20 protein-coding genes are annotated in these 19,632 nt (G+C 69.7%); 4 read left to right on the plus strand and 16 right to left on the minus strand.

The features are described from left to right. Genes DEJ08_RS12610 through DEJ08_RS12635 form a run of 6 tightly spaced genes read right to left on the minus strand, consistent with a single transcriptional unit; the run spans position 1 to position 5,331 of the window. Positions 1–879 (minus strand): glycosyltransferase family 2 protein, encoded by an 879-nt coding sequence (locus DEJ08_RS12610; RefSeq protein WP_111054358.1) that lies wholly within the window; start codon positions 877–879, stop codon positions 1–3. Next, positions 876–1,469, minus strand: coding sequence for a D-glycero-alpha-D-manno-heptose-1,7-bisphosphate 7-phosphatase (locus DEJ08_RS12615; RefSeq protein WP_181436750.1), 594 nt, complete (start codon positions 1,467–1,469; stop codon positions 876–878). Before DEJ08_RS12615 ends, DEJ08_RS12610 begins: the two co-directional genes overlap by 4 nt. Beyond that, positions 1,453–2,427, minus strand: a complete 975-nt coding sequence (locus DEJ08_RS12620; RefSeq protein WP_181436749.1) for a GHMP family kinase ATP-binding protein — start codon at positions 2,425–2,427, stop codon at positions 1,453–1,455. The genes DEJ08_RS12615 and DEJ08_RS12620 overlap by 17 nt, the downstream gene beginning before the upstream one ends. Beyond that, on the minus strand, positions 2,424–3,059 hold the full coding sequence (locus DEJ08_RS12625) for a D-sedoheptulose-7-phosphate isomerase (protein ID WP_181438396.1): 636 nt from the start codon (positions 3,057–3,059) through the stop codon (positions 2,424–2,426). The genes DEJ08_RS12620 and DEJ08_RS12625 overlap by 4 nt, the downstream gene beginning before the upstream one ends. A 54-nt stretch (positions 3,060–3,113) precedes the next feature. Beyond that, positions 3,114–3,899, minus strand: a complete 786-nt coding sequence (locus DEJ08_RS12630) for a sugar phosphate nucleotidyltransferase (RefSeq protein ID WP_181438970.1) — start codon at positions 3,897–3,899, stop codon at positions 3,114–3,116. After that, on the minus strand, positions 3,883–5,331 hold the full coding sequence (locus tag DEJ08_RS12635; protein WP_258367041.1) for an oligosaccharide flippase family protein: 1,449 nt from the start codon (positions 5,329–5,331) through the stop codon (positions 3,883–3,885). Before DEJ08_RS12635 ends, DEJ08_RS12630 begins: the two co-directional genes overlap by 17 nt. Positions 5,332–5,500: 169 nt before the next feature. Here DEJ08_RS12635 and DEJ08_RS12640 point away from each other — a divergent pair, with 169 nt between their 5' ends. Then, positions 5,501–7,048 (plus strand): ABC transporter permease, encoded by a 1,548-nt coding sequence (locus DEJ08_RS12640; RefSeq protein ID WP_071406327.1) that lies wholly within the window; start codon positions 5,501–5,503, stop codon positions 7,046–7,048. Positions 7,049–7,149: 101 nt separating this feature from the next. Beyond that, positions 7,150–7,827 (plus strand): ABC transporter ATP-binding protein, encoded by a 678-nt coding sequence (locus tag DEJ08_RS12645; protein WP_027466375.1) that lies wholly within the window; start codon positions 7,150–7,152, stop codon positions 7,825–7,827. Positions 7,828–7,932: 105 nt separating this feature from the next. Here the strand turns inward: DEJ08_RS12645 and DEJ08_RS12650 are convergent, their stop codons facing one another. The 6 genes from DEJ08_RS12650 to DEJ08_RS12675 form a co-directional block, all read right to left on the minus strand. Beyond that, positions 7,933–8,886, minus strand: a complete 954-nt coding sequence (locus DEJ08_RS12650) for a TolB family protein (RefSeq protein ID WP_111054363.1) — start codon at positions 8,884–8,886, stop codon at positions 7,933–7,935. A 170-nt stretch (positions 8,887–9,056) separates the two neighbouring features. Continuing rightward, complete coding sequence (locus DEJ08_RS12655) at positions 9,057–9,896, minus strand: carbohydrate ABC transporter permease (protein WP_071406325.1); 840 nt, start codon at positions 9,894–9,896, stop codon at positions 9,057–9,059. Further along, entirely contained in the window at positions 9,889–10,884 is a 996-nt protein-coding gene (locus tag DEJ08_RS12660; RefSeq protein ID WP_017888646.1) for a carbohydrate ABC transporter permease, read from the minus strand. The genes DEJ08_RS12655 and DEJ08_RS12660 overlap by 8 nt, the downstream gene beginning before the upstream one ends. Positions 10,885–11,100: 216 nt before the next feature. Further along, positions 11,101–12,402: an ABC transporter substrate-binding protein gene (locus tag DEJ08_RS12665; RefSeq protein WP_111038092.1), complete on the minus strand. Its 1,302-nt coding sequence runs from the start codon at positions 12,400–12,402 to the stop codon at positions 11,101–11,103. A 114-nt stretch (positions 12,403–12,516) separates the two neighbouring features. Next, positions 12,517–13,668: a Gfo/Idh/MocA family protein gene (locus tag DEJ08_RS12670; protein WP_111054364.1), complete on the minus strand. Its 1,152-nt coding sequence runs from the start codon at positions 13,666–13,668 to the stop codon at positions 12,517–12,519. Then, on the minus strand, positions 13,665–14,411 hold the full coding sequence (locus DEJ08_RS12675; RefSeq protein ID WP_071406322.1) for a sugar phosphate isomerase/epimerase family protein: 747 nt from the start codon (positions 14,409–14,411) through the stop codon (positions 13,665–13,667). Before DEJ08_RS12675 ends, DEJ08_RS12670 begins: the two co-directional genes overlap by 4 nt. A gap of 144 nt (positions 14,412–14,555) precedes the next feature. Between DEJ08_RS12675 and DEJ08_RS12680 the strand changes: the two genes are divergently transcribed. Beyond that, positions 14,556–15,767: an ROK family transcriptional regulator gene (locus DEJ08_RS12680; protein ID WP_110863395.1), complete on the plus strand. Its 1,212-nt coding sequence runs from the start codon at positions 14,556–14,558 to the stop codon at positions 15,765–15,767. A 67-nt stretch (positions 15,768–15,834) separates the two neighbouring features. After that, positions 15,835–16,518, plus strand: coding sequence for a YqaJ viral recombinase family protein (locus DEJ08_RS12685; RefSeq protein ID WP_110861533.1), 684 nt, complete (start codon positions 15,835–15,837; stop codon positions 16,516–16,518). Here DEJ08_RS12685 and DEJ08_RS12690 read toward each other — a convergent pair. The 4 genes from DEJ08_RS12690 to nusG form a co-directional block, all read right to left on the minus strand. Next, positions 16,515–17,123: a Pr6Pr family membrane protein gene (locus DEJ08_RS12690; RefSeq protein WP_071406320.1), complete on the minus strand. Its 609-nt coding sequence runs from the start codon at positions 17,121–17,123 to the stop codon at positions 16,515–16,517. The genes DEJ08_RS12685 and DEJ08_RS12690 overlap by 4 nt on opposite strands. Before the next feature lie 85 nt (positions 17,124–17,208). After that, entirely contained in the window at positions 17,209–17,898 is a 690-nt protein-coding gene (gene rplA, locus DEJ08_RS12695) for a 50S ribosomal protein L1 (protein WP_017888639.1), read from the minus strand. A 90-nt stretch (positions 17,899–17,988) separates the two neighbouring features. Beyond that, entirely contained in the window at positions 17,989–18,420 is a 432-nt protein-coding gene (gene rplK / locus DEJ08_RS12700) for a 50S ribosomal protein L11 (protein ID WP_017888638.1), read from the minus strand. 158 nt (positions 18,421–18,578) lie between these two features. Further along, positions 18,579–19,628: a transcription termination/antitermination protein NusG gene (gene nusG, locus DEJ08_RS12705; protein WP_071406319.1), complete on the minus strand. Its 1,050-nt coding sequence runs from the start codon at positions 19,626–19,628 to the stop codon at positions 18,579–18,581. Positions 19,629–19,632 lie beyond the last annotated feature (4 nt).

Here is a 19,632-nt window from a genome sequence, read left to right on the forward strand (position 1 = left end):
CTAGGTGGAGGTCGGTCGCCGACCGGTCCAACGCTCCACCCAGCCGGCGACCGTCCCGAGGCGGATCGCCGCAGCACGTCGTCGCCGCCGGCCGAACGGAGCCCGGACGAGCGCCCACCCGGTGGCGAGGAGGTGACGGAGGACCTCGCGCGGGCGCCAGGCGGCACCGTGCGCTCGGTGCTTGTCGACGAGGACGCGGTCCCAGCGAGCGTAGTGCCGGTTGTTCCGGAACAGCTCCCGCGTGCCTCGGCGGAGCCGGTACTGCACCGACGCGGACGGCTCGAAGTGCGTCGGGAACCCGAGGTACGTCGCACGCCATGCCAGGTCGATGTCCTCGGCGGCACCGAGCGACGTGTCGAACCCACCGGTGGCCTCGAGGACGGTGCGCCGCATGCCGAGGTTGGCAGCGGACGTGTGCGGGAGGTGCCCGAACCGCACGATCGGCCATCCCTGCTCGGGCGCTTCCCACATCCACGGATCGTTCAGTGCGTCGTGCAGCAGCGGCCCCGTGCAGACACCGGCGTCAGCCAACCCCCGGACCATCCCCTCGATCCAGGAGTCAGCGACGACGTCGTCAGCGTCGCAGAACAGCACGAGGTCGGCACGGAGCGCCCGCCAGCCGGCGTTCCGTGCCGGGGCAGCGCCTCGGATCGCCGACGAGTCGATGGAACGGACCGTCCAGCCGCTCGGCCACGTCACGGCCGCGATGCGCGCGTCGACCAGGTGGCGGGGTTCACCGTTGCAGCTGACCACGATCTCGACGGGTCCGGTCCACGTCTGCCGGGCGAGTGCCGCGAACTGCGGGCCGAGCTCGACGGTGGTGCGCTGCCCGACCGGGATGACGACGCCGACCGTGGGCTGCGGTGCGACGCCGCTCATCGTGCGGGGTCCCGTCGACCGGCCGTCGCGCCGATCATCGTGGCCGCCGTGGTGATCCCGGCGGCAGGGGGCACGCCCGTGGCGTGGAGGTCACCGACGAGGACACCGCCGGCGAGCCCGGCGGCCCGACCGCAGGCGAGGTCGGACGGCCGGTCGCCGACGATCCACGATCCGGCGAGCCGGATGCCGAACGCTGCTGCCGCCGCCAGGACCATCCCGGGTCCGGGCTTCCGCCAGGGGTCCGGGTCGCCGGGCAGCCGAGCACTCCCGACGATCACGTCGACGTCCGCGCCGTGGGACTGCATGGCTCGGCGGATGTGCCCGTTCACGGTGTCGAAACCGGACCAGTCGTACCAGCCTCGGGCGATGCCGCTTTGGTTCGTCACGACGACCACCGGGACACCGTCGCGCCAGGCCCTCGCGGCCGCTTCGATCGCGTCGGGGACGAGCTCGGTGCGATCGAGCGACCCGACGTGCCCGTGGTCGACGACGAGCACGCCGTCCCGGTCGAGGAAGAGTGCGTCGACGCCGTCGAGCGGCCGTTCGGAGTGCCGTTCCAGCGACCGGTGGCGGTCACGCGAGACGGACACGGGTCCCGGTCTCCGAGAAGGCGAAGGGGACGACCCGTTCGGGACCGAGGGCACGGACGAACGCAGCACGCTCGGACGGGGGCACGACGAACAGCATGTGTCCGCCACCGCCGGCACCGAGCAGCTTCCCGCCGGTGGCCCCGAGCGTGCGACCGTGCTCGTACAGGTCGATGACGGGGCTCGCTGTCGTTCCGAGCACCTCGGCCTTGAGCATCCATGCCTCGTGCAGTGCGGGGCCGAAGGAGTCCGTGCGGCCGGTGGCGAGCTCGTCGCCCATCACCCGGGCGAGCTCCACCATCCGCGTCACGCGGTCCCGCGTTCCGCCCGGCTGCGACATCGTGCGGGCCTGGCGGCCGAGTTGCTTCCCGGCATCCCGCCCGATGAGGGTGTCGACCAGCACGAGCGACGACTCGAGTTCGTGTCGGGCCTTGGCCGGCATGTCGATCGACGTCGCGATCGTCGAACCGTCGGTGTCGAAGTCGTACCGACGGAGTCCCCCGTGGGCGGACGCGGTCTGGTCCTGCAGCCCCACCGGACGCGCGCACCGGATCATCTCGATCTCACTGGCCGTGGCGGCGAGCGCGCTCGGCTCGAGGTCGACACCGCGGAGTGCCGCCAGCCCCGCGACCAGGCTGGTGACGACCGCGCCCGATGTCCCGAGGCCGGTACCGGAGCTCCGGACGTCGGAGTGGATCGAGACGTCGACCGGGACCGCCGGGGTGTCGTGCAGCAGGGCTTCGCGCACGAAGTCGTGCTCGATGGCTGCCGGGGTGTCCACCGTCTGCACACCGTCGGTCGCGACGCGGATCCCGCCACGTGCACGGGGCCGGATGACGGTCTCGACGGCGAGGTCGATCGTGGTGCTGACCACACACCCGGGCTGCTCGGAGAAGTACGCGGGGAGGTCGCTGCCCCCGCCGAAGAAGGAGACGCGGAGCGGTGAACGAGCGATGATCACGAGCGAGCGACCTGGACGCCGGCGACGAAGGCCCTGGTGAGCGCGTGGTGGTACGCGACGTGGAAGTCCTCGATGACGTCGATGTCGCAGGACGGCACCACGGCGGCCACGTCGACGACGTCGAGGATCGGTGGGAGTGCCTGCATCGCCCCGGTGAAGGCGAGTGTGACGGCGCCGCGGTCGCGGGCAAAGTCGAGCGCGCGCAGCACGTTGGTGGACCCCCCGGAGGCGCTGAGGCCGAACACGACGTCCCCGGTGCGCATGAGGACCCGCAGCTGCTCGAGAAAGACGTCGTCGTAGTCGAAGTCGTTGCCGACGGCGGTCATCATGGCTGCGTTGTCGGTCAGTGCGAGGATCCGGAGCCGCTCGGCGACCGGAGCGAGTGGGTCGGCCTGCCGGGTCGGAGCCAGGCTCTTCGCGAGGTCGGCCGCCATGTGGCTCGCCAACGCCGCGCAGGCCCCGTTGCCGAAGACGTAGACCGAGCGTCCGTCGCGGTGCGCGTCGACGAGCACGGCCGCGATGCGCGCGATCTCGTCGACGGGGAACCGACGGGCGAACCGGTCGATCTGGACGGAGTACGCCTCGACGATCTGCGCGGCGGCCCGCAGGTCAGGGGCTGTGGTGGTGAGCATGGCTGTCTTTCGTTCGATGACGACAGCCAGCATACCTATTGCACATGCAAAATATCAACGTGTGATGGCAACCGCTGCGGCGAACGCGGCCGTGTAGCCGTCGATCGACCCGGTCTCGTGCCAGTCGCCGTGGATCTCCGCGGCCTGCACGCCGCCGCCGAGTGCGAGCGCCCCGAGCGCAGCACTGAGGTAGAGCTCCCCGTCGGCCGCGGGGGCGACGTCGCGGAGCGCACCGAGCACCGCGGGCGTGACCACGTACCCGCCGACCGAAGCGAGCCCGTCGACGGGTGGGTCGACCGGCTTCTCGACGAGTTCCACGACCCTCCCGCCGGGGTCCACGCGAGCGACACCGCAGCGCTGGAGTGCCGCACGAGGCGCCCGCACGACAGCGATGACGGGGAGTCCGGTGCTGCGGTGACGGTCGAGGACGACGGCGCTGCGGTTCTCGCCGAAGACGACCTCGTCACCCCAGAGCACGAGGAAGGACTCGTCGTGCACCCGTGTCGCAGCCGACAGGATCGCTCCCCCGTTGCCCGGCCCGGCGGTCTGGAGACAGGTCTCCAGCTCGATGCCACGAGCTCGGGCTTCCGGCCGGAGGACGTCCGTGACGTAGTCGTTCAGCCCCGTCTTGTCCGACCGCGTGACGAGGACGATGCGGTCGATCCCGGCGTCGATCAGTTCGTCGACCACGATGTCCAGGGTCGGCCGGTCGCCGAGTGGCAGCAGCTCCTTCGGGATCGCACGCGTCAGGCGACCGAGTCGGGTACCCCGGCCGGCAGCGGGGATGACGGCCGTCCGTACGGGTGGGACCGGGGTGACGGGATCAGGGAACTGGGCCACGAGCGAGCGCCTTCCTGGGACGGGAACGGGGAGGTCGACGGCGCCGACGGGGCAGGGCCGACCGGACGTCGGGGAACACGAGGGCGACGAGCAGCGCCGCCAGCGCTCCGAGGAGGCCGGGCAGGAGCACGGAGCCGATGGGATCAGCACCGACGCTGCCCCGGACCGTGGCCGAGACGAGGACCGCAGCGCTCGTGGCCGCAGCTGCGGGGAGGACGGGGAGGCCGAGGTCGCGCACCCGCAGTCCGGAGCCCCGCGTCGCCACCAGGAAGGCCGGCACCACGAGACAGGTACAGGCGATCGCGTACGCCGCGGCCATGCCCGTCGGCCCCCAGACGGTGCCGAGCACGAGGGCACCGACGACGGCCGGCTGGGTGACCAGTGCCCAGCGGACCTGTCGCCCTGAACGGCCGCTGGCGATGAAGTACCAGACGGCAGCGAACCCGAGCGCCTGCGCTCCGCCCGCGACGACGAGGAACGGCAAGAGCGCGGCCGAGCCGAGCCACTCGACCCCGAACAGCAGGCGGACGATCGGGTCGGCGAGCACTCCGAGTACGGCGAGGACCGGCCAGGCCAGGAGCGTCACCGTGCCGACGAGTCGTCGGAACCGGTTGCGGAGCACGACGGCGTCGACGCCGACCATCGCCGGGATCGCGATGCGCTGGACAGCCGCCCCGATCTGGTCCAGTGGCAGGGTCATCAGCTGCATGGCCTGGACGTACAGGCCGGATGCCGCCGGGCCGAAGAGCACGGCCACCAGCACGCGGTCACCCGCCCGCGCGACGAGTGAGACCACCTGGACCAACGACACGTCCCGCGCGAGCGCGGCCATGGTCCGGACCGATCGCCACGATGCCGCAGCGCCGCGGGGAACCCGACGCAGGACGACGACGCCGACCGTGATGACGGCCCACACGGCCACCACCTGCGACACCATCGCGACGGGGCCGGCGCCGGCGAGTGCGAGACCGATCGACACGACGGAACCGAGCACCACGGCGATCGACTCGACGAGTGCGACCCGCCCCATCTCGTGGTCGCGCACCATCGCGGCGATCGGGACGGCGACGAAGCCGGCGAGCGGGAAGGCCACCGCGACCGCGAGGAGCAGTCCACCGGAGGGCGACGACGGCAACGCCCCGCGGACCAGGAGTCCAGCGACGGCGACGAGACCCCCCAGCAGGAGCCCCGTCGCGGCACTGGCGCGGTGGAGCGCGACGTGGACGTCCGCCGGATGGACACCGGAGCGGAGGACGACCGCGGCGAACCCACTGTTCCGTACCAGCTCGAGGACGACACCGAGCGCGAGGACCGCTGCGGCGAGACCGTAGGCGTCCGGCCCCAGCACGCGGGCCACGACCACGTTCGAGACGATCTGCACGGAAGCCCGGAACGTGGTTCCGGCGATGCTGAACACCCCACTCCGAACCATCGTCACATATGCAGAATATCACGTGTCGGCAATCGACATGGATTCGCTTACACGGTTCATCGGAAGCAGCAGTGCTCGCCACAACAACCCTGCCTAGCTTCTCCTCCGTCGGCCCCGCCGCGTGCTCTGCGCGGCCGGTGACCCCAGCCGGCCACCACCGAGGAGAACCATGTTCCTGACCTACCTCAGGCGCGAACTCACGAACCGCAAGAAGCAGACGGTCATCATCGCGATCGGGATGGCCCTGGCCATCGCCCTCGTGGTGATCGTGTCGTCGATCTCGGGTGGCGTGCAGGCAGCGCAGTCGAGCGTCCTGCAGTCCGTCTACGGCGTCGGCACCGACATCACCGTCACCAAGACCGCGACGGCGTCGACGAACGGCGGGCGTCCGAGCTTCGACTTCGGCAGCCAGGGCGACAGCGACGACGACAGCGGCTCGACCGACCTGTCGCAGTCCCGGCTCGCGGTCGCGCGCGGCACGAGCACCCTGAACGCCGCGAACCTGTCCACGATCACGAGCACCGACGGCGTCAAGGCCGCGACCGGTGTGCTGACCCTCGAGAACAGCACGTTCTCCGGCCAGGTCCAGCAGCAGTCGACCGACGACAGCAGCACGGACAGCAGCAGCGACTCCAGCAGCGACAGCACCACCCAGCAGGGCCCGCCGAGCGGGGACACCGGCGGTGGCGGCGGGTTCGGCGGTGGGTCGTTCAGCGTCGACTCGTTCACGGTGACCGGCATCCCGGTGTCCGGCGCGACGGTCGGTCCGCTCACGAGCACCGAGCTCACGAAGGGGCGCACCTTCGCCGCGAAGGACGCGGGCAAGGACGTCGTCGTGCTCGATGCGTCGTACGCGAAGAGCGAGTCGAAGGCGGTCGGTGACACGGTCGACATCGGCGGCACCGACTTCACCGTCATCGGCATCGTGAGCTCCACCGGCTCGGCCTCGACCACGGGCTCGAACACCTACATCCCGCTCGACACCGCGCAAGCGCTGGCCGACCTCGACGGCAAGGTCACCTCGATCTACGTCTCCGCTGAGTCCTCGTCCGACGTCAGCACGATCAAGTCCGCTCTGCAGGCGAAGCTGACGAGCGCCACCGTCTCCACCGAGGCCGACCTGGCCTCGAGCGTGTCCGGGTCGCTCAGCACCGCGTCGAGCCTGGTCTCGAACCTCGGCAAGTGGCTGTCGATCGTGGTGCTCGCCGCGGCGTTCCTCATCGCGATCCTCTTCACGATCTCCGGCGTGACCCGCCGCACCCGCGAGTTCGGGACCCTCAAGGCGATCGGCTGGTCGAACGGCCGCATCACCCGACAGGTGGCCGGTGAGTCCCTGGTGCAGGGCCTGATCGGCGGCGTGCTCGGCGCCGCGGCCGGCCTGATCGGCATCCTCGTCGTGAACGTCATCAGCCCGACGATCTCGGCGAGCGCCTCGAGCACGACCGGCGGGGGTGCCGGTGGCGGTGGCGGCATGCCCGGCGGCGCAGCGACCGCGGCCGCGGGCAGCGGCACGACGGGCGGTGCGCCGGCAGGAGGCTTCGGCGGCGGCGCGAGCACCGCGTCGACGACCGACGTGGTCCTGCACGCCCCGGTGACCGTCGAGATCATCCTGCTGGCGATCGGCCTCGCGATCCTCGGCGGCCTCATCGCCGGCGCGCTCGGCGGCTGGCGTGCGAGCCGGCTCCGTCCGGCCGAGGCGCTCCGGAGCGTGGCCTGATGCCCGGCCGCACCGACACGACCGAACCGACGACAGGAGCAACCGTGACCAGCACCGACACCGCGACCGGCGAGGCGGAGGCGAGCCGTGCCTCCAGTCCGATGTACCGGCTGACGAACGTCAGCAAGACCTACAAGCAGAAGAACCGGACCGTCACCGCCCTGACGAACGTCCACCTGACGATCCCGCAGGGGCAGCTCGTGGCCGTCCAGGGGCCGACCGGCGGCGGGAAGTCGACCCTGCTGCAGATGCTCGGAGCGCTCGACCGGCCGAGTGCCGGGTCGATCCACCTCGGTGGCGACCGCGACGTGGCGAAGCTCGGCGACGGCGCGCTGACCGACCTGCGGGCGACCGAGATCGGCTTCGTGTTCCAGAGCTTCAACCTGATCCCGACGCTGACGGCGCTCGAGAACGTCGAGACGGCGTTCGCGGGGTCGCTCGCGAACCGGTCGCGGAGCGAGGTCCGCGAGCGTGCGGTCGCCGCGCTCCGCGAGGTCGGTCTGGGTGAGCGGATGGAGCACCTGCCGGCCGAGCTGTCCGGCGGACAGCAGCAGCGCGTGGCGATCGCCCGGGCGCTGGTGAAGAACCCGAGCGTGCTGCTCGCCGACGAGCCGACGGGTGCACTCGACGAGTCGACCCGCGACGAGATCATGGCGCTCATCGAGAAGCAGTGGCGGGAGCGCGGGCTGACCGTCGTCATCGTCACGCACGACTCGTGGGTCGCGAAGCGTGCCGAGCGGCGCCTGCACATCAAGCAGGGGCAGGTGCGCGAGGTCTAGCGGGGCGGGCAGGTGCGCGGGGCCTCGGCTCACGTTTCGCGCTGAGCGACAGTCCACGCCTCCAGGAGCGCGTGGACTGTCGCTCAGCGCGTGAAGACGGCGCCGCTACCCCGCCACCGGGTAGTCGCAGTACGCGAACCACGTCGAGTCCGGGGCCCACGGCGGCACGTTGACCGTCCCCTGCCCGCCGTCGAGGGCCACCAGGGTCTCGGGCTGGACCGCGATCCGTGCGCCGCGGACGAGCGACCCCGGCAGCAGGCGCAGCTCGACGCGGTGGTCGGCCGGGTGGCCCTGCACGCCGGGCTCGTACGACAGGTAGAGCAGGTGTGCGGCGTCCGGGGACAGGTGCGGGAACCAGTTCACCCGGTCGTCGTTCGTCAGGCGGACGGGGCTGTCGTGCCCGGGCCAGCGCACGGCAAGCTGCGCGGTGCCGGGGGTGAACCGCTCGGTGTTCCAGAGCAGGATCCCGCCGGCCGGACTGATGGTGCAGCCGTCGTCGGGGTGCTCGTCCCGGGTGACGAACGTCGGCTCGCCGGTCTCCGGGTCGACCATCGCGACGTCGGTCGTCCAGACGCCGTCCTCGGACAGTTCCCCCACGATGGCGGCGAGGGCGCTGCCGTCGGGGGCGATGCCGTGCAGGTAGAACTTCCGTTTGGTGGGCAGGGCGGACGCGACGTCGGTGATCTGGGTCGCGGGGCCGCCCTCGGGCAGCGGAACGCGGTACAGCTCGCCGTCGCGGGCGCTCACCACGATGGAGCTGCCGGACGGGTCGAGCACGTGGTCGTTGTTGATCTCGTCGACGCCGTCCATCGGCACCGGCACGAGCGCCGTCTCGTCGAGCACGGTGTCGGTGCCACTGTCGGCCGACGGCAGTCGCAGCAGCCACAGGTCGCCGTCGCCGTTGAGCACCAGGGTCTCGGCGTCCAGGACGTTCGGCGCCTCGACGAGCACCGTCGCGGACTCGAACACGAGCCGCGAGGTGCGGGACTCGACGTCGTACACGTGCACGCGGCTGGTCTGTCCGGGCAGCAGCTGCCGCCCGCGGGTCTCGTCGCTCATGGTTCCATCCTGTCGGTCGTCGTGTGGTCGGGGTCGGTGGGTCGTCGGGTGGGGAACGGCAAAACACCGGTGTCCACGCTGCACACCCCGTGATGCGGGGGCGTCGAGCGCGAACACCGGTGTCTTGCGGAAAGGGCACGGCGGAAGGAGGCCGTGCGGAAAGGCTCCGCCTACTTCACGGCACCCGCGGTCAGGCCGGCGACGAACTGGCGCTGGACCACGAGGAACGCGGCCACGACCGGGATCGACACGACGAGCGACGCCGCCATGACCTGGTTCCAGTACACGTTCGTCTGCGTCGAGTACTGCTGCAGACCGACCGCCAGGGTCGAGCCGAGGCCGTTCGTCATGACCGAGGCGAAGAGGACCTCACCCCAGGCCGTCATGAACGAGTAGATCCCCACCGCCACCAGACCCGGACGGGCCGACGGCAGGATGACCCGGAACAGCGCACCCATCGGGCCCGAACCGTCGACCATCGCGGCCTCGTCGAGTTCGCGCGGGATGGTCTCGAAGTACCCGGCCAGCATCCAGATCGAGAACGGGAGCGTGAACGTCAGGTACGTGATGATCAGGCCGAGCCACGACCCGACGAGCTGGATGCCGAGGGAGTTGCCGAGGTTCGTGAAGATCAGGAACAGCGGCAGCAGGAACAGCACGCCGGGGAACATCTGCGTGGAGAGCACCGCGGTGGTGAAGGTGCTCTTGCCCTTGAAGTTCCAGCGCGAGACACCGTAGGCGGCGAACGTCGCGATGATCAGCGAGAACACCGTCGCCACCGTGCAGACCACGAGCGAGTTGATGAAGTACCGACCGAGCGGCACCGTCGACCACATGTCGATGAACGGCTGGAAGGTGATCCGCGACGGGATCCACGTGAAGTTGTCCTGCACGTCGCCGAGGGGCTTGATGGCCGTGGTGATCATCACGTAGAGCGGCACGACCGTGAACAACGTCAGGACGACCAGGGTGATGATCTTGAAGGACTTGGCGCCAGTTGTCTCACGCACGGACGGACCTCCGGTTGGTCACGGCGAGGTAGATGCCGGTGACGACGAGCAGGAAGAGCAGGAGCAGGACGCTCATCGCGGCACCGGAACCGAAGTTCCAGGTGATGAACGACGCGTTGTAGATGTGGAAGCTCAGCAGGTCCGCGGCGGGTGGCTGCGCGGTCGAGCCGAACAGCACGAACGGCGTGTTGAAGTCGTTGAACGTCCACAGGAACATCACGAGCACGAGCGTCACGTTGACGGGGCGGACCATCGGCAGCGTGATCGAGCGCCACTGGCGGAACGGCTTGGCACCGTCGACCGAGGCGGCCTCGTACACGTCGTTCGGCACCGACTGCAGGCCGGCCATGAGCATCAGGAACGCGAACGGCCAGGTCTTCCAGATCGCCACGACGACGACGGCCACGAACGCGTTGTTGCCGATGAGCCAGAACGGGGCGTTGCCGCCGAACAGCCCGAGTTGGTCGACGAGCAGGTGGTTCAGGGCCCCCGAGTCCCGCTGGAACATGAACTTCCAGGTGATGACGCCGGCGTACATCGGCAGCGCGTAGGGCACGAGGAACAGGGTGCGGAAGAGCCCGCGTCCGGCGAACGGCTTCTGCAGCGCGACGGCTGCGGCCATGCCGAAGGTCCAGGAGAGCCCGACCACGAGGACCGTGAAGGCACACGTGATGAGGAACGAGTTGAGGACTCCGCGGCCGATCGCCTGGTCGAAGTCGACGACGACCTGGTAGTTCCGGAACCCGGCGAAGGGCGCGGCACCCCAGTTCGCGATGAAGTACTTGGTGAGCTGGATGAACGAGATCCAGATGCCGGTGAGCATCGGGACGATGTGGATGAGCAGCTCGAACAGGATGGCCGGCGCGACGAGCGCGTAGGGCAGCCAGTGGGTCTTGCGCTTGCGACCTGGCGGACGGCCCGACATCGTCGGGGCCTTCGTGTGCGTCAGGTCGATGCGCTCCGAGTCGGGCAGGACCGTCGTGGACATCTGGTGGGGCCTTTCGGCAGGAGGGGCGTGCAGGTGCGGTCCGCGCGGCCGTGGCAGCGGCCGGGAGGCGCGGGGTGCGTGGGGCGTCAGCCGCACGGCCGACGCGTGGTCGGCTCCGGGGCGTGTGCCTCACGGCCGACGGATGGTCGGCCCTGGAGCGTCAGGGGCGGAGGCCCGGGCGCGTCCGTCGGACGCGACCCGGGCCTCCAGGGTGGATCAACCGGCGGCCTGGGACACCTGGTCCTGGGCGGTCTGCAGTGCCGACTTGATGTCGGCCTCGGAGACCTTGGAACCGGTCGCGATCTTGGCGAACATGTCGTTCATCGCCTTGCCGACCGTGGACTCGAACTGGTCCTCGGCGGGCACCAGCGGGAGCGGCTTCGCCTTGTTGTTGTAGATGTCGAGGAACGTCTTCGTCTGCTCGTCCGTGACGGAGTCAGCAGCCTCGGCGAGCACCGGCAGAGCCGAGTACGGCTTGTCCAGCGTCGTCTGCGTGTCCATGCTCGTCATGTACTTGACGAACTTGAGCGCGCCGTCCTTGTTCTTCGTGTTCTTGAACACCGACAGGTTGATGCCGGCCGGGAACGACGCGATCTGCTCGCCACCGCTCGGGGCGGGCAGCGCCACGACGCCGTACTCGGACGACTTCATGCCGAGCGATTCGATGGTCGCGTTCGCGTTGTTCTGGTTGAGGATGAACGCGGCCTTCTTCTTCGCGAAGTCCGTGGTGGACTGCGTGGCGTTGTCGTACTGCGCGTTCGACGGGTTGGCGACCTTCGCGTCCTGCATGAGGTCGAGGTAGCGCTTGATGCCGTCGACGTTGGCCTTCGAGGTGAAGGTCGGCTTGCCGTCCTTGTCGAACCACTCGCCACCGTTCTGCGCCGAGTTGATGAACGCGAAGTGCGAGTTCTCGGTGTACGAACCGCCCGCGAGGCTGAAGCCGTAGGTGTCACCCTTGGTCAGCTTCTCGGCGGCCGAGACCATCTCCTCCCACGTGGTGGGCGGGGTGATGCCGGCGTCCGACAGCATCTTCTTGTTGTAGTACAGGCCGTAGGCGAGGCCGTAGAGCGGGACGCTCGTGACCGTCTTGTCGGGCGCGCCACCGGTGGACAGGGCGACCTTGCCGAACTTGTCCTCGCCGCCGATCGCCTTCATCTCGGCGTCACCGAACTCCTGGAAGGCGCCGGTGGCCTGGAGCGAGGTCGCCCAGGTGTTGCCGATGTTGACGACGTCCGGGCCCTGGCCCGAGGTGACGGCGGTCTGGATCTTGTTCTGCAGGTCGTTCCAGCCGATGACCTGGAGGTCGACCTTGATCCCGGTCTCCTTGGTGAACTTCTTGAGGACGGGGGTCAGCACCTCCTTGTCGTTCTGCAGGGACGTGCCCTGGTTGGACGCCCAGTAGGTGAGCGTCTTGGAGTCGCCGGAGTCGCCGGACGATCCGGAGGAGCAGGCTGCGAGGCCGGACACGGTGAGTGCGGCGGCCGCGGTGATGGCCAGTGCGCGGATGGCAGTGCGCATGACTCTCTACTTTCTCGTCGTTGAGATGGTGCAGGGGATGGTGCAGAGGTGGAGCTGGTGCTGCGGATGGTGCTGGTCGGGTGCTGCTGTGGGTTGCGGGCAGCGCCCCGGCGGTCAGGCCAGGGTGCGTTCCGCGGGGTCCCAGCCCTCGGGGAGGGTCGGGGAGGGCGACACGGTGCTCTCGACGAGCACCGCCTCGCCACGTTCTGCCGCCTCGGCGATGGAGACCATCACGTCGAGGACGTGGAAGGCGAGCGCACCGGGGACGCGGTTCTCGTCGCCGGCACGCAGCGAGCGGGCCAGGTCGACCACGCCGGTGCCCCGCGAGTAGGTGGAGCCGACCGCGGGGATCGTCTCGGGCTCCTCGGAACCGAGGGCGTACAGCTCGGTGTCGCCGTCGAAGTTGTTCGGGTCGGGGAACACGACGGTGCCGGTCTCCCCCGCGATCTCGACGAAGCCGGTGCGGCCGCGGTCGGACTCGAACGAGAACACGCTCTGCGCACTCCCGCCGTTCTCGAACTCGATCAGCGCGGAGTGGTTCGTCGGGACGTCCACCGGGAACTCGGTGCCGGCCTTCGGTCCGGAACCGATGGTGCGGGTGGCGCGGGACTTCGACGCGGTGGCCGTGACCTTCTTCACCGGTCCGAACGTCTGGACGAGGGTGGTGATGTAGTACGGGCCGATGTCGAACAGCGGACCGGCACCGTACGCGAAGAGGAACTCGGGGCTCGGGTGCCACGACTCGGGTCCGGGGCTCTGGAAGAGCGTCAGGCCGTTCAGGGGCGTCCCGATGCGGCCCTCGCGGATGGTGCGGAGCGCGGTCTGCAGGCCGGCGCCGAGGAACGTGTCCGGGGCGACGCTGACGGTCTTGCCCGCGGCGGCCGCGGCGTCGCGGAGCTCCGCGGCGCTGGCACGGTCGAGGGCGTAGGGCTTCTCGCCCCAGACGTGCTTGCCGGCGGCCAGGGCCTTCAGCGCGACCTCGACGTGGGCGGCCGGGATCGTCAGGTTCACGACGATCTCGATGTCGTCGTCGGCCAGGAGCTCCTCGACGGTGCCCGATCCGGGGACGCCCCACTTCTCGGCCTGGGCGGCGGCGCGCGGCAGGTCGATGTCGGCGATGAAGCGGACGGTCACGTCGGGGAAGACGGTGAGGTTCGACAGGTACTGGTCCGAGATGACCCCGGCGCCGATGACACCGACGCCGACCGGGCCGGTGCGGGTGGTGCTGTCGGTCGCCGTCGCAGCGGCGGTCGTGGTGTCGGTCATGCGCGGGCCCCCTCGAGGAACGTGTAGGAGTCGGCGACGGCCTGGAAGACGTCACCCTCGTGGTCGTCGAGCTCGACGACGTGCAGTGCGTCGGGCGCCGCGGCGATGATGTCGCGGATCGGCATGATGCCGTTGCCGACGGCAACCTGCTGCTTGTCGTCGTGCGAGCCGTCGCCGTCCTTGACGTGCAGGAACTGGACCTTGTCGCCGTACTTGCCGATGACCGCGACCGGGTCGTCCCCGCCGACCTGCACCCAGTAGGTGTCGAGCTCGAGCACGACGTCGTCGGACAGGGCGTCGGCGAAGACCTCGTAGGCGCTGACGCCATCGATGCGGTTCGAGAACTCGAACGCGTGGTTGTGGTAGCCGAGCACCAGACCGTGGTCGGCGGCGCGCGGGGCGAGGGCGCTGAGTTCGCGGGCGATCGCCTCGACGTCCTCGCGGGTGGTCCAGCGGGACTCATCGATGTGCGGGTCGATGAGGGTCCCGAAGCCGAGGGTGGTGGAGGCGTGGAAGATGCGCTCGAGGTCCTGCTCGCCGGCGTCCAGCAGACGGGCGTGGCCGCTCGGGGCGGCGAGGCCGGCGTCGCGGAGGGCGGCGGCGAGTTCGTCGGCGTTGTCGACGAAGCCGAAGGCCTCGACGTTCGTGTAGCCGATGTCGGCGATGCGCTGCAGGGTGCCGGGCAGATCGGCACTGAGGGCATCGCGGACCGTGTAGAGCTGGACCGAGAGCGGTTGGGTCACCAGGGGTTCTCCTCGTCGAGATGGTGCGGTCGTCACTGACCGATCGTCACACTACGAGCACTTTTGTCGGCGGTCAAGCAGAAGTCCGAGGAATGTCGACGGACTTCATTGCGTGGCGCGAACGATGTGTGCTTCACTCCCCACATGGTCGACTTGAACCGGACGGCAGCGTCGCCTCCGGTCGGGACGAGCGAGCTCTTCCAGATCCTCCGCGACGGCGTGCCGCGCACCAGGGCCGAGCTCGCCGCACTGACAGGACTCGCACGCTCCACCATCGGCGTGCGCCTCGACTCCCTGATCGACATCGGGCTGGTCGGCGCCGTGGACACCGCCGTCTCCACCGGCGGCCGTCCGCCCGCCCAGGTGGCGCTGAAGCCCCGCGCCCGCCTCGTGATCGCCGCCGACCTCGGTGCCTCGCACGGTCGCGTCGCCGTCACCGACCTGGTCGCGGCACCACTCGCCACCCGCGAGGCCCGGATCGACATCGCCGCCGGTCCGGTGCCGACGCTGTCCTGGCTCGTCGAGACGATCGACGACCTGCTCGCCGAGGTCGGGCGCAGCCGACAGGACGTCATCGCGATCGGCATCGGCGTCCCCGGACCGGTCGAGTTCTCCACCGGCCGCCCGGCCAACCCGCCGATCATGCCCGGCTGGGACGGCTTCGACGTGCCCTCGTGGCTCCGTCAGCACATCGCCGCCCACGTGCTGCTCGACAACGACGTCAACATCGCGGCCCTCGGTGAGCGCGAGCACGGCTGGCCGGACGTCGACCACCTGCTGTTCGTGAAGGTCGCCACCGGCATCGGGTCCGGCATCGTCTCCGAGGGCCGGCTGCAGCGCGGCGCCCAGGGCACCGCGGGTGACATCGGCCACGTGCGGGTCTCCCGCGCCGGCGACGTCCCCTGCCACTGCGGCAACACCGGCTGCCTGGAGGCCGTGGCCTCCGGTCCGGCGATCGCCCGCGCCCTCCGCGCGAAGGGGCACGACGTGCACACGGGTGCGGACGTGATCGACCTGGTGAACCGGTCCGACCTCGACGCGATCTACGCCGTGCGACAGGCCGGTCGGGACATCGGCGAGGTCCTGGCGACCTGCATCTCGCTCATCAACCCGTCCGTCATCGCACTCGGCGGATCGATCACGCAGGCCGGTGAGCACCTGCTCGCCGGCGTCCGCGAGGTCGTCTACTCCCGCTCGATGCCCCTGGCCAGTGAGCACCTCGTCATCGTGCAGTCCCGCGCCGGGTCCCTCGCCGCGCTGCAGGGGGCCGCCGCTCTCGCCATCGGCTACGCCCTCTCCCCCGCCGGGGTCGACGAGCTGGTCGCCTTCGCCGAGGGCCGCGAACTCGTCTCCTGACGCACACCCGCGGTCGCGTGAGCGCGTCGGTTTCGGTCTTGCCGGTGGTCGGGGGGACAATCGTCGGGTGACGATCGTGCAGCCCACCCTGTGGGGCGACCTGGACCCCGGTCTGGAGGCCCTTCCCGGGTCGTCCGCGCCGGTCCCGGCTGCGCGTGATGCGTTCACCGCCCTGCGTGGCCACACCGAGCGCATCGTCGCGCACTCCTCGGACCGCGTCGCCTGGCTCCGCGCCCGCGCCATGGGCATCACCGCCACCGACGTCGCCCGGCTCGCCTCACTGCGCGCCGTCGAGGCCGTCGTCACCGAGAAGCGCTACGGCTCCCGGTTCTCCGGCAACGCGTTCACCGAGCACGGCAAGGACCGCGAACCGGTCATCGCCGCCTGGGTGGCCGCCACCCACGGCATCCAGCCCTCGGCACACCTCTTCCACGCCGCTGCGAACCGCGCCCACCTCGCCACCCCGGACGGCGTCGGGGTCGACGAGTCGTCCCGCGTGGTGCTCGCCGAGATCAAGACCACCGGCAAGGCCTGGCGGAGCATCCCCCGGCACTACCTCCGGCAGATCTGGTGGCAGCAGTACGTGCTCGGTGCCGACCGCACCCTGTTCGTCTGGGAACGCCACGACGGGTTCGTGCCGGTCGCCGACGAACCCGAGTGCCGCTGGGTCGACCGCGACGACGACCAGATCCGCGGGCTCGTGCAGCTCGCCGACCTGGTGCTCGACAAGCTCCGCGGCTTCCGCTCCTAGACCTTCACCAGCCGTAGCCGACTCATCCCGACGACGAGGATGCCGAGCAGCGTGATCGAGACCGCGATCCCGACCACGTAGATCGCGACGACGCCGTAGCCCTGCGCCGGATCGAGGAACGGGTACGGCACCCACCCGTCGGTCGCGCCGCGGACGAGCACCACGGTGGTCCAGACTGCCGGGTAGAGCAGGAACCACCACACGTGGCGGAGCAGCAGCCGTGCGCGGTCCGAGAACAGCAGCCAGTCGAGCACCGCGTACACCGGGATGATCTTGTGCACGATGTCGTTCGACCACGGCACCGAGGCCGACACGTTCGCGCCCGTGAGCAGCGTGTTGTAGACGATGCCGGTCGTTGCGATGTACACCGTCGCGGCGCCACGGAGCACCGAGACGGCGAGGTCCGCCCGCTTGCGACGAGCCGCGGCGACGAGCGTCACCGCGAGGGCCACGGCGATGATCAGGTTCGACTGGATGGTGAAGTAGCCGAAGAAGTTCCAGAACGAGTAGGTCGGGGTCTGCGAGCTCTCGAGCCACTGCGCCACGACCGCGACGACGATGGCGATGACGGCGATCAGTCGGAGCGAGTTCACGAGGGTGCGCACGGCTCCACGCTATCGGGACACGCGCCCCACATGCGGAAAGGACCCGCACCGTTGCCGGTGCGGGTCCTTCCACGAGTCAGTGGACTCAGATGCTGTTGACGTCCAGCGGGATGCCGGGTCCGAAGGTCGTCGAGACGGCGCCCTTCATGACGTAACGGCCCTTCGAGGACGACGGCTTGAGGCGGTTGATCTCCTCGAGCGCGGTCGAGATGTTCTCGTCGAGCTGCTCCGGCGTGAACGAGGCCTTGCCGACGACGAAGTGCACGTTGGCGTGCTTGTCGACGCGGAACTCGATCTTGCCGCCCTTGATGTCGTTGACGGCCTGCGCCACGTTCGGGGTCACGGTGCCGGTCTTCGGGTTCGGCATGAGGCCACGCGGGCCGAGCACCTTACCGAGACGACCGACCTTGCCCATGAGCTCCGGGGTCGAGACGGCGGAGTCGAACGAGGTGTAGCCCTCGGCGACCTTGGCGATGAGCTCGTCGCCACCGACCTCGTCGGCGCCGGCGGCGATGGCGGCCTCAGCAGCCGCACCCGTCGCGAAGACGATGACGCGGGCGGTCTTGCCCGTGCCGTGCGGCAGGATGACCGTGCCGCGGACCATCTGGTCGGCCTTGCGGGGGTCCACGCCGAGCTTCAGCGCGACCTCGACCGTGGAGTCGGTCTTCGAGGAACCGGTCTCCTTGGCCAGGGCGACGGCCTCGGTCGGGGTGTAGAACTTGTCGGCCTCGATCTTCGCGGCCGCGGCCTGGTAGGCCTTGGACTTCTTCGCCATGGTGGTCTCCTTGCGAGATACGTGGTTGGCGAGCCGGCGAGGCTCTCCCACGGAAAGGTGTCTGGTGGTGGGCCGGAGCCCGATCGGTGCTTAGGCCTCGACCGTGATGCCCATCGAGCGTGCGGTGCCGGCGATGATCTTCGCGGCCTGCTCGATGTCGTTGGCGTTCAGGTCGGCCTGCTTGGTCTCGGCGATCTGACGGACCTGGTCCATCGAGATCTTCGCGACCTTGACCGTGTGCGGGGTCGAGGACCCCTTCTGCACACCAGCAGCCTTCTTGATGAGCTCAGCGGCCGGCGGGGTCTTCAGGACGAACGTGAACGAACGGTCCTCGTAGACGGTGATCTCGACCGGCACGACGTTGCCACGCTGCGACTCGGTCGCCGCGTTGTACGCCTTGCAGAACTCCATGATGTTGACGCCGTGCTGACCGAGCGCCGGACCGATCGGGGGGGCCGGGTTGGCGGCTCCCGCGTTGATCTGCAGCTTGATCAGGCCCGTGACCTTCTTCTTCGGTGCCATGACTTGTCTTCCTCCTGGAATCGAACACACGGGGATCCGTGCACTCTCCCGCTGGTCCGGCCGTTCCGGACAGCGGTGAAGGCCCGCTCGCACGAGGCGCGCGGGCCCAAACCCGTTCAGTGTAGTCGATCTCGGTGATCGCTACAGCTGGGTGGTCGCTAGAGCTTGGTGACCTGGTCGAAGCTGAGCTCGACCGGGGTCTCGCGCTCGAACAGCGAGACGAGGACGGTGAGCTTGCCGCTCTCCGGCTTGATCTCGGAGATCGAACCAGGCAGGCCCGCGAACGAGCCTTCCTTGATGGTGATCGTCTCGCCGATCTCGAAGTCGACCTCGGCTGCGGGCTGTGCCTGCAGGCCGCTGCCCTTCGCGCCGCCCTTGGTCGGGGCGGCCTCGGCGACCTGCACGAGGGACTTGAGCATGCCGAACGCCTCGTCGAAACGGAGCGGCGTCGGGTTGTGCGCGTTGCCGACGAAGCCGGTGACGCCCGGGGTGTGCCGGACGACGGACCACGAGTCCTCGTTGAGGTCCATGCGGACGAGCACGTACGAGGGGATCCGGACGCGGGTGACCAGCTTGCGCTGCCCGTTCTTGATCTCGACGACGTCCTCCATCGGGACCTCGACCTGGTAGATGTAGTCCTCCATCGACATCGAGACCATGCGGTTCTCGATGTTCGACTTCACGCGGCGCTCGAAGCCCGCGTAGGAGTGGATGACGTACCACTTGCCCGGCTTCATCCGCAGTTCGGCCTTGAAGGCCTCGTACGGGTCGACCTCGGCGGGCTCGTCGTCCTCGTCCTCGGCGTCGAGTGCCTCGTCCGCGGCGAGCGTCTCGTTCGCCTCGGCGGCGGTCTCGGACTCGAGTTCGACTTCTTCCTCGTCCTCGACGGCCTCGACGGCGGCCTCGGCCTCGTCGGTGGAGTCGATCTCGAGGGCGTCGTCCACGACGGCGTCGGCCTCGGGGTCGCGGGCTTCCTGCAGGGCCGTCAGTGCTTCGTCGAGGCCGGCGTCGACGGTGCCGTCGTCGGGCTCGGAGCTGAGGCCGAGGGACTCGTCGTCGTCGCCCTCGATCGAGATCGCACGCTCTTCAGCGGACTCGACGGAGCGTCCTTCGCCGGTCTCGACGTCGCCTTCCTGGTTCTCCTCGACCTCGGAGGACTGCTCGGCAGCCGTCGCGAGGTCGATGTCATCGCGGGAGTTGTCAGACACAGTC

The organism is Curtobacterium sp. MCLR17_054 (assembly GCF_003234335.2).
Taxonomy (GTDB): Bacteria; Actinomycetota; Actinomycetes; order Actinomycetales; family Microbacteriaceae; genus Curtobacterium; species Curtobacterium flaccumfaciens.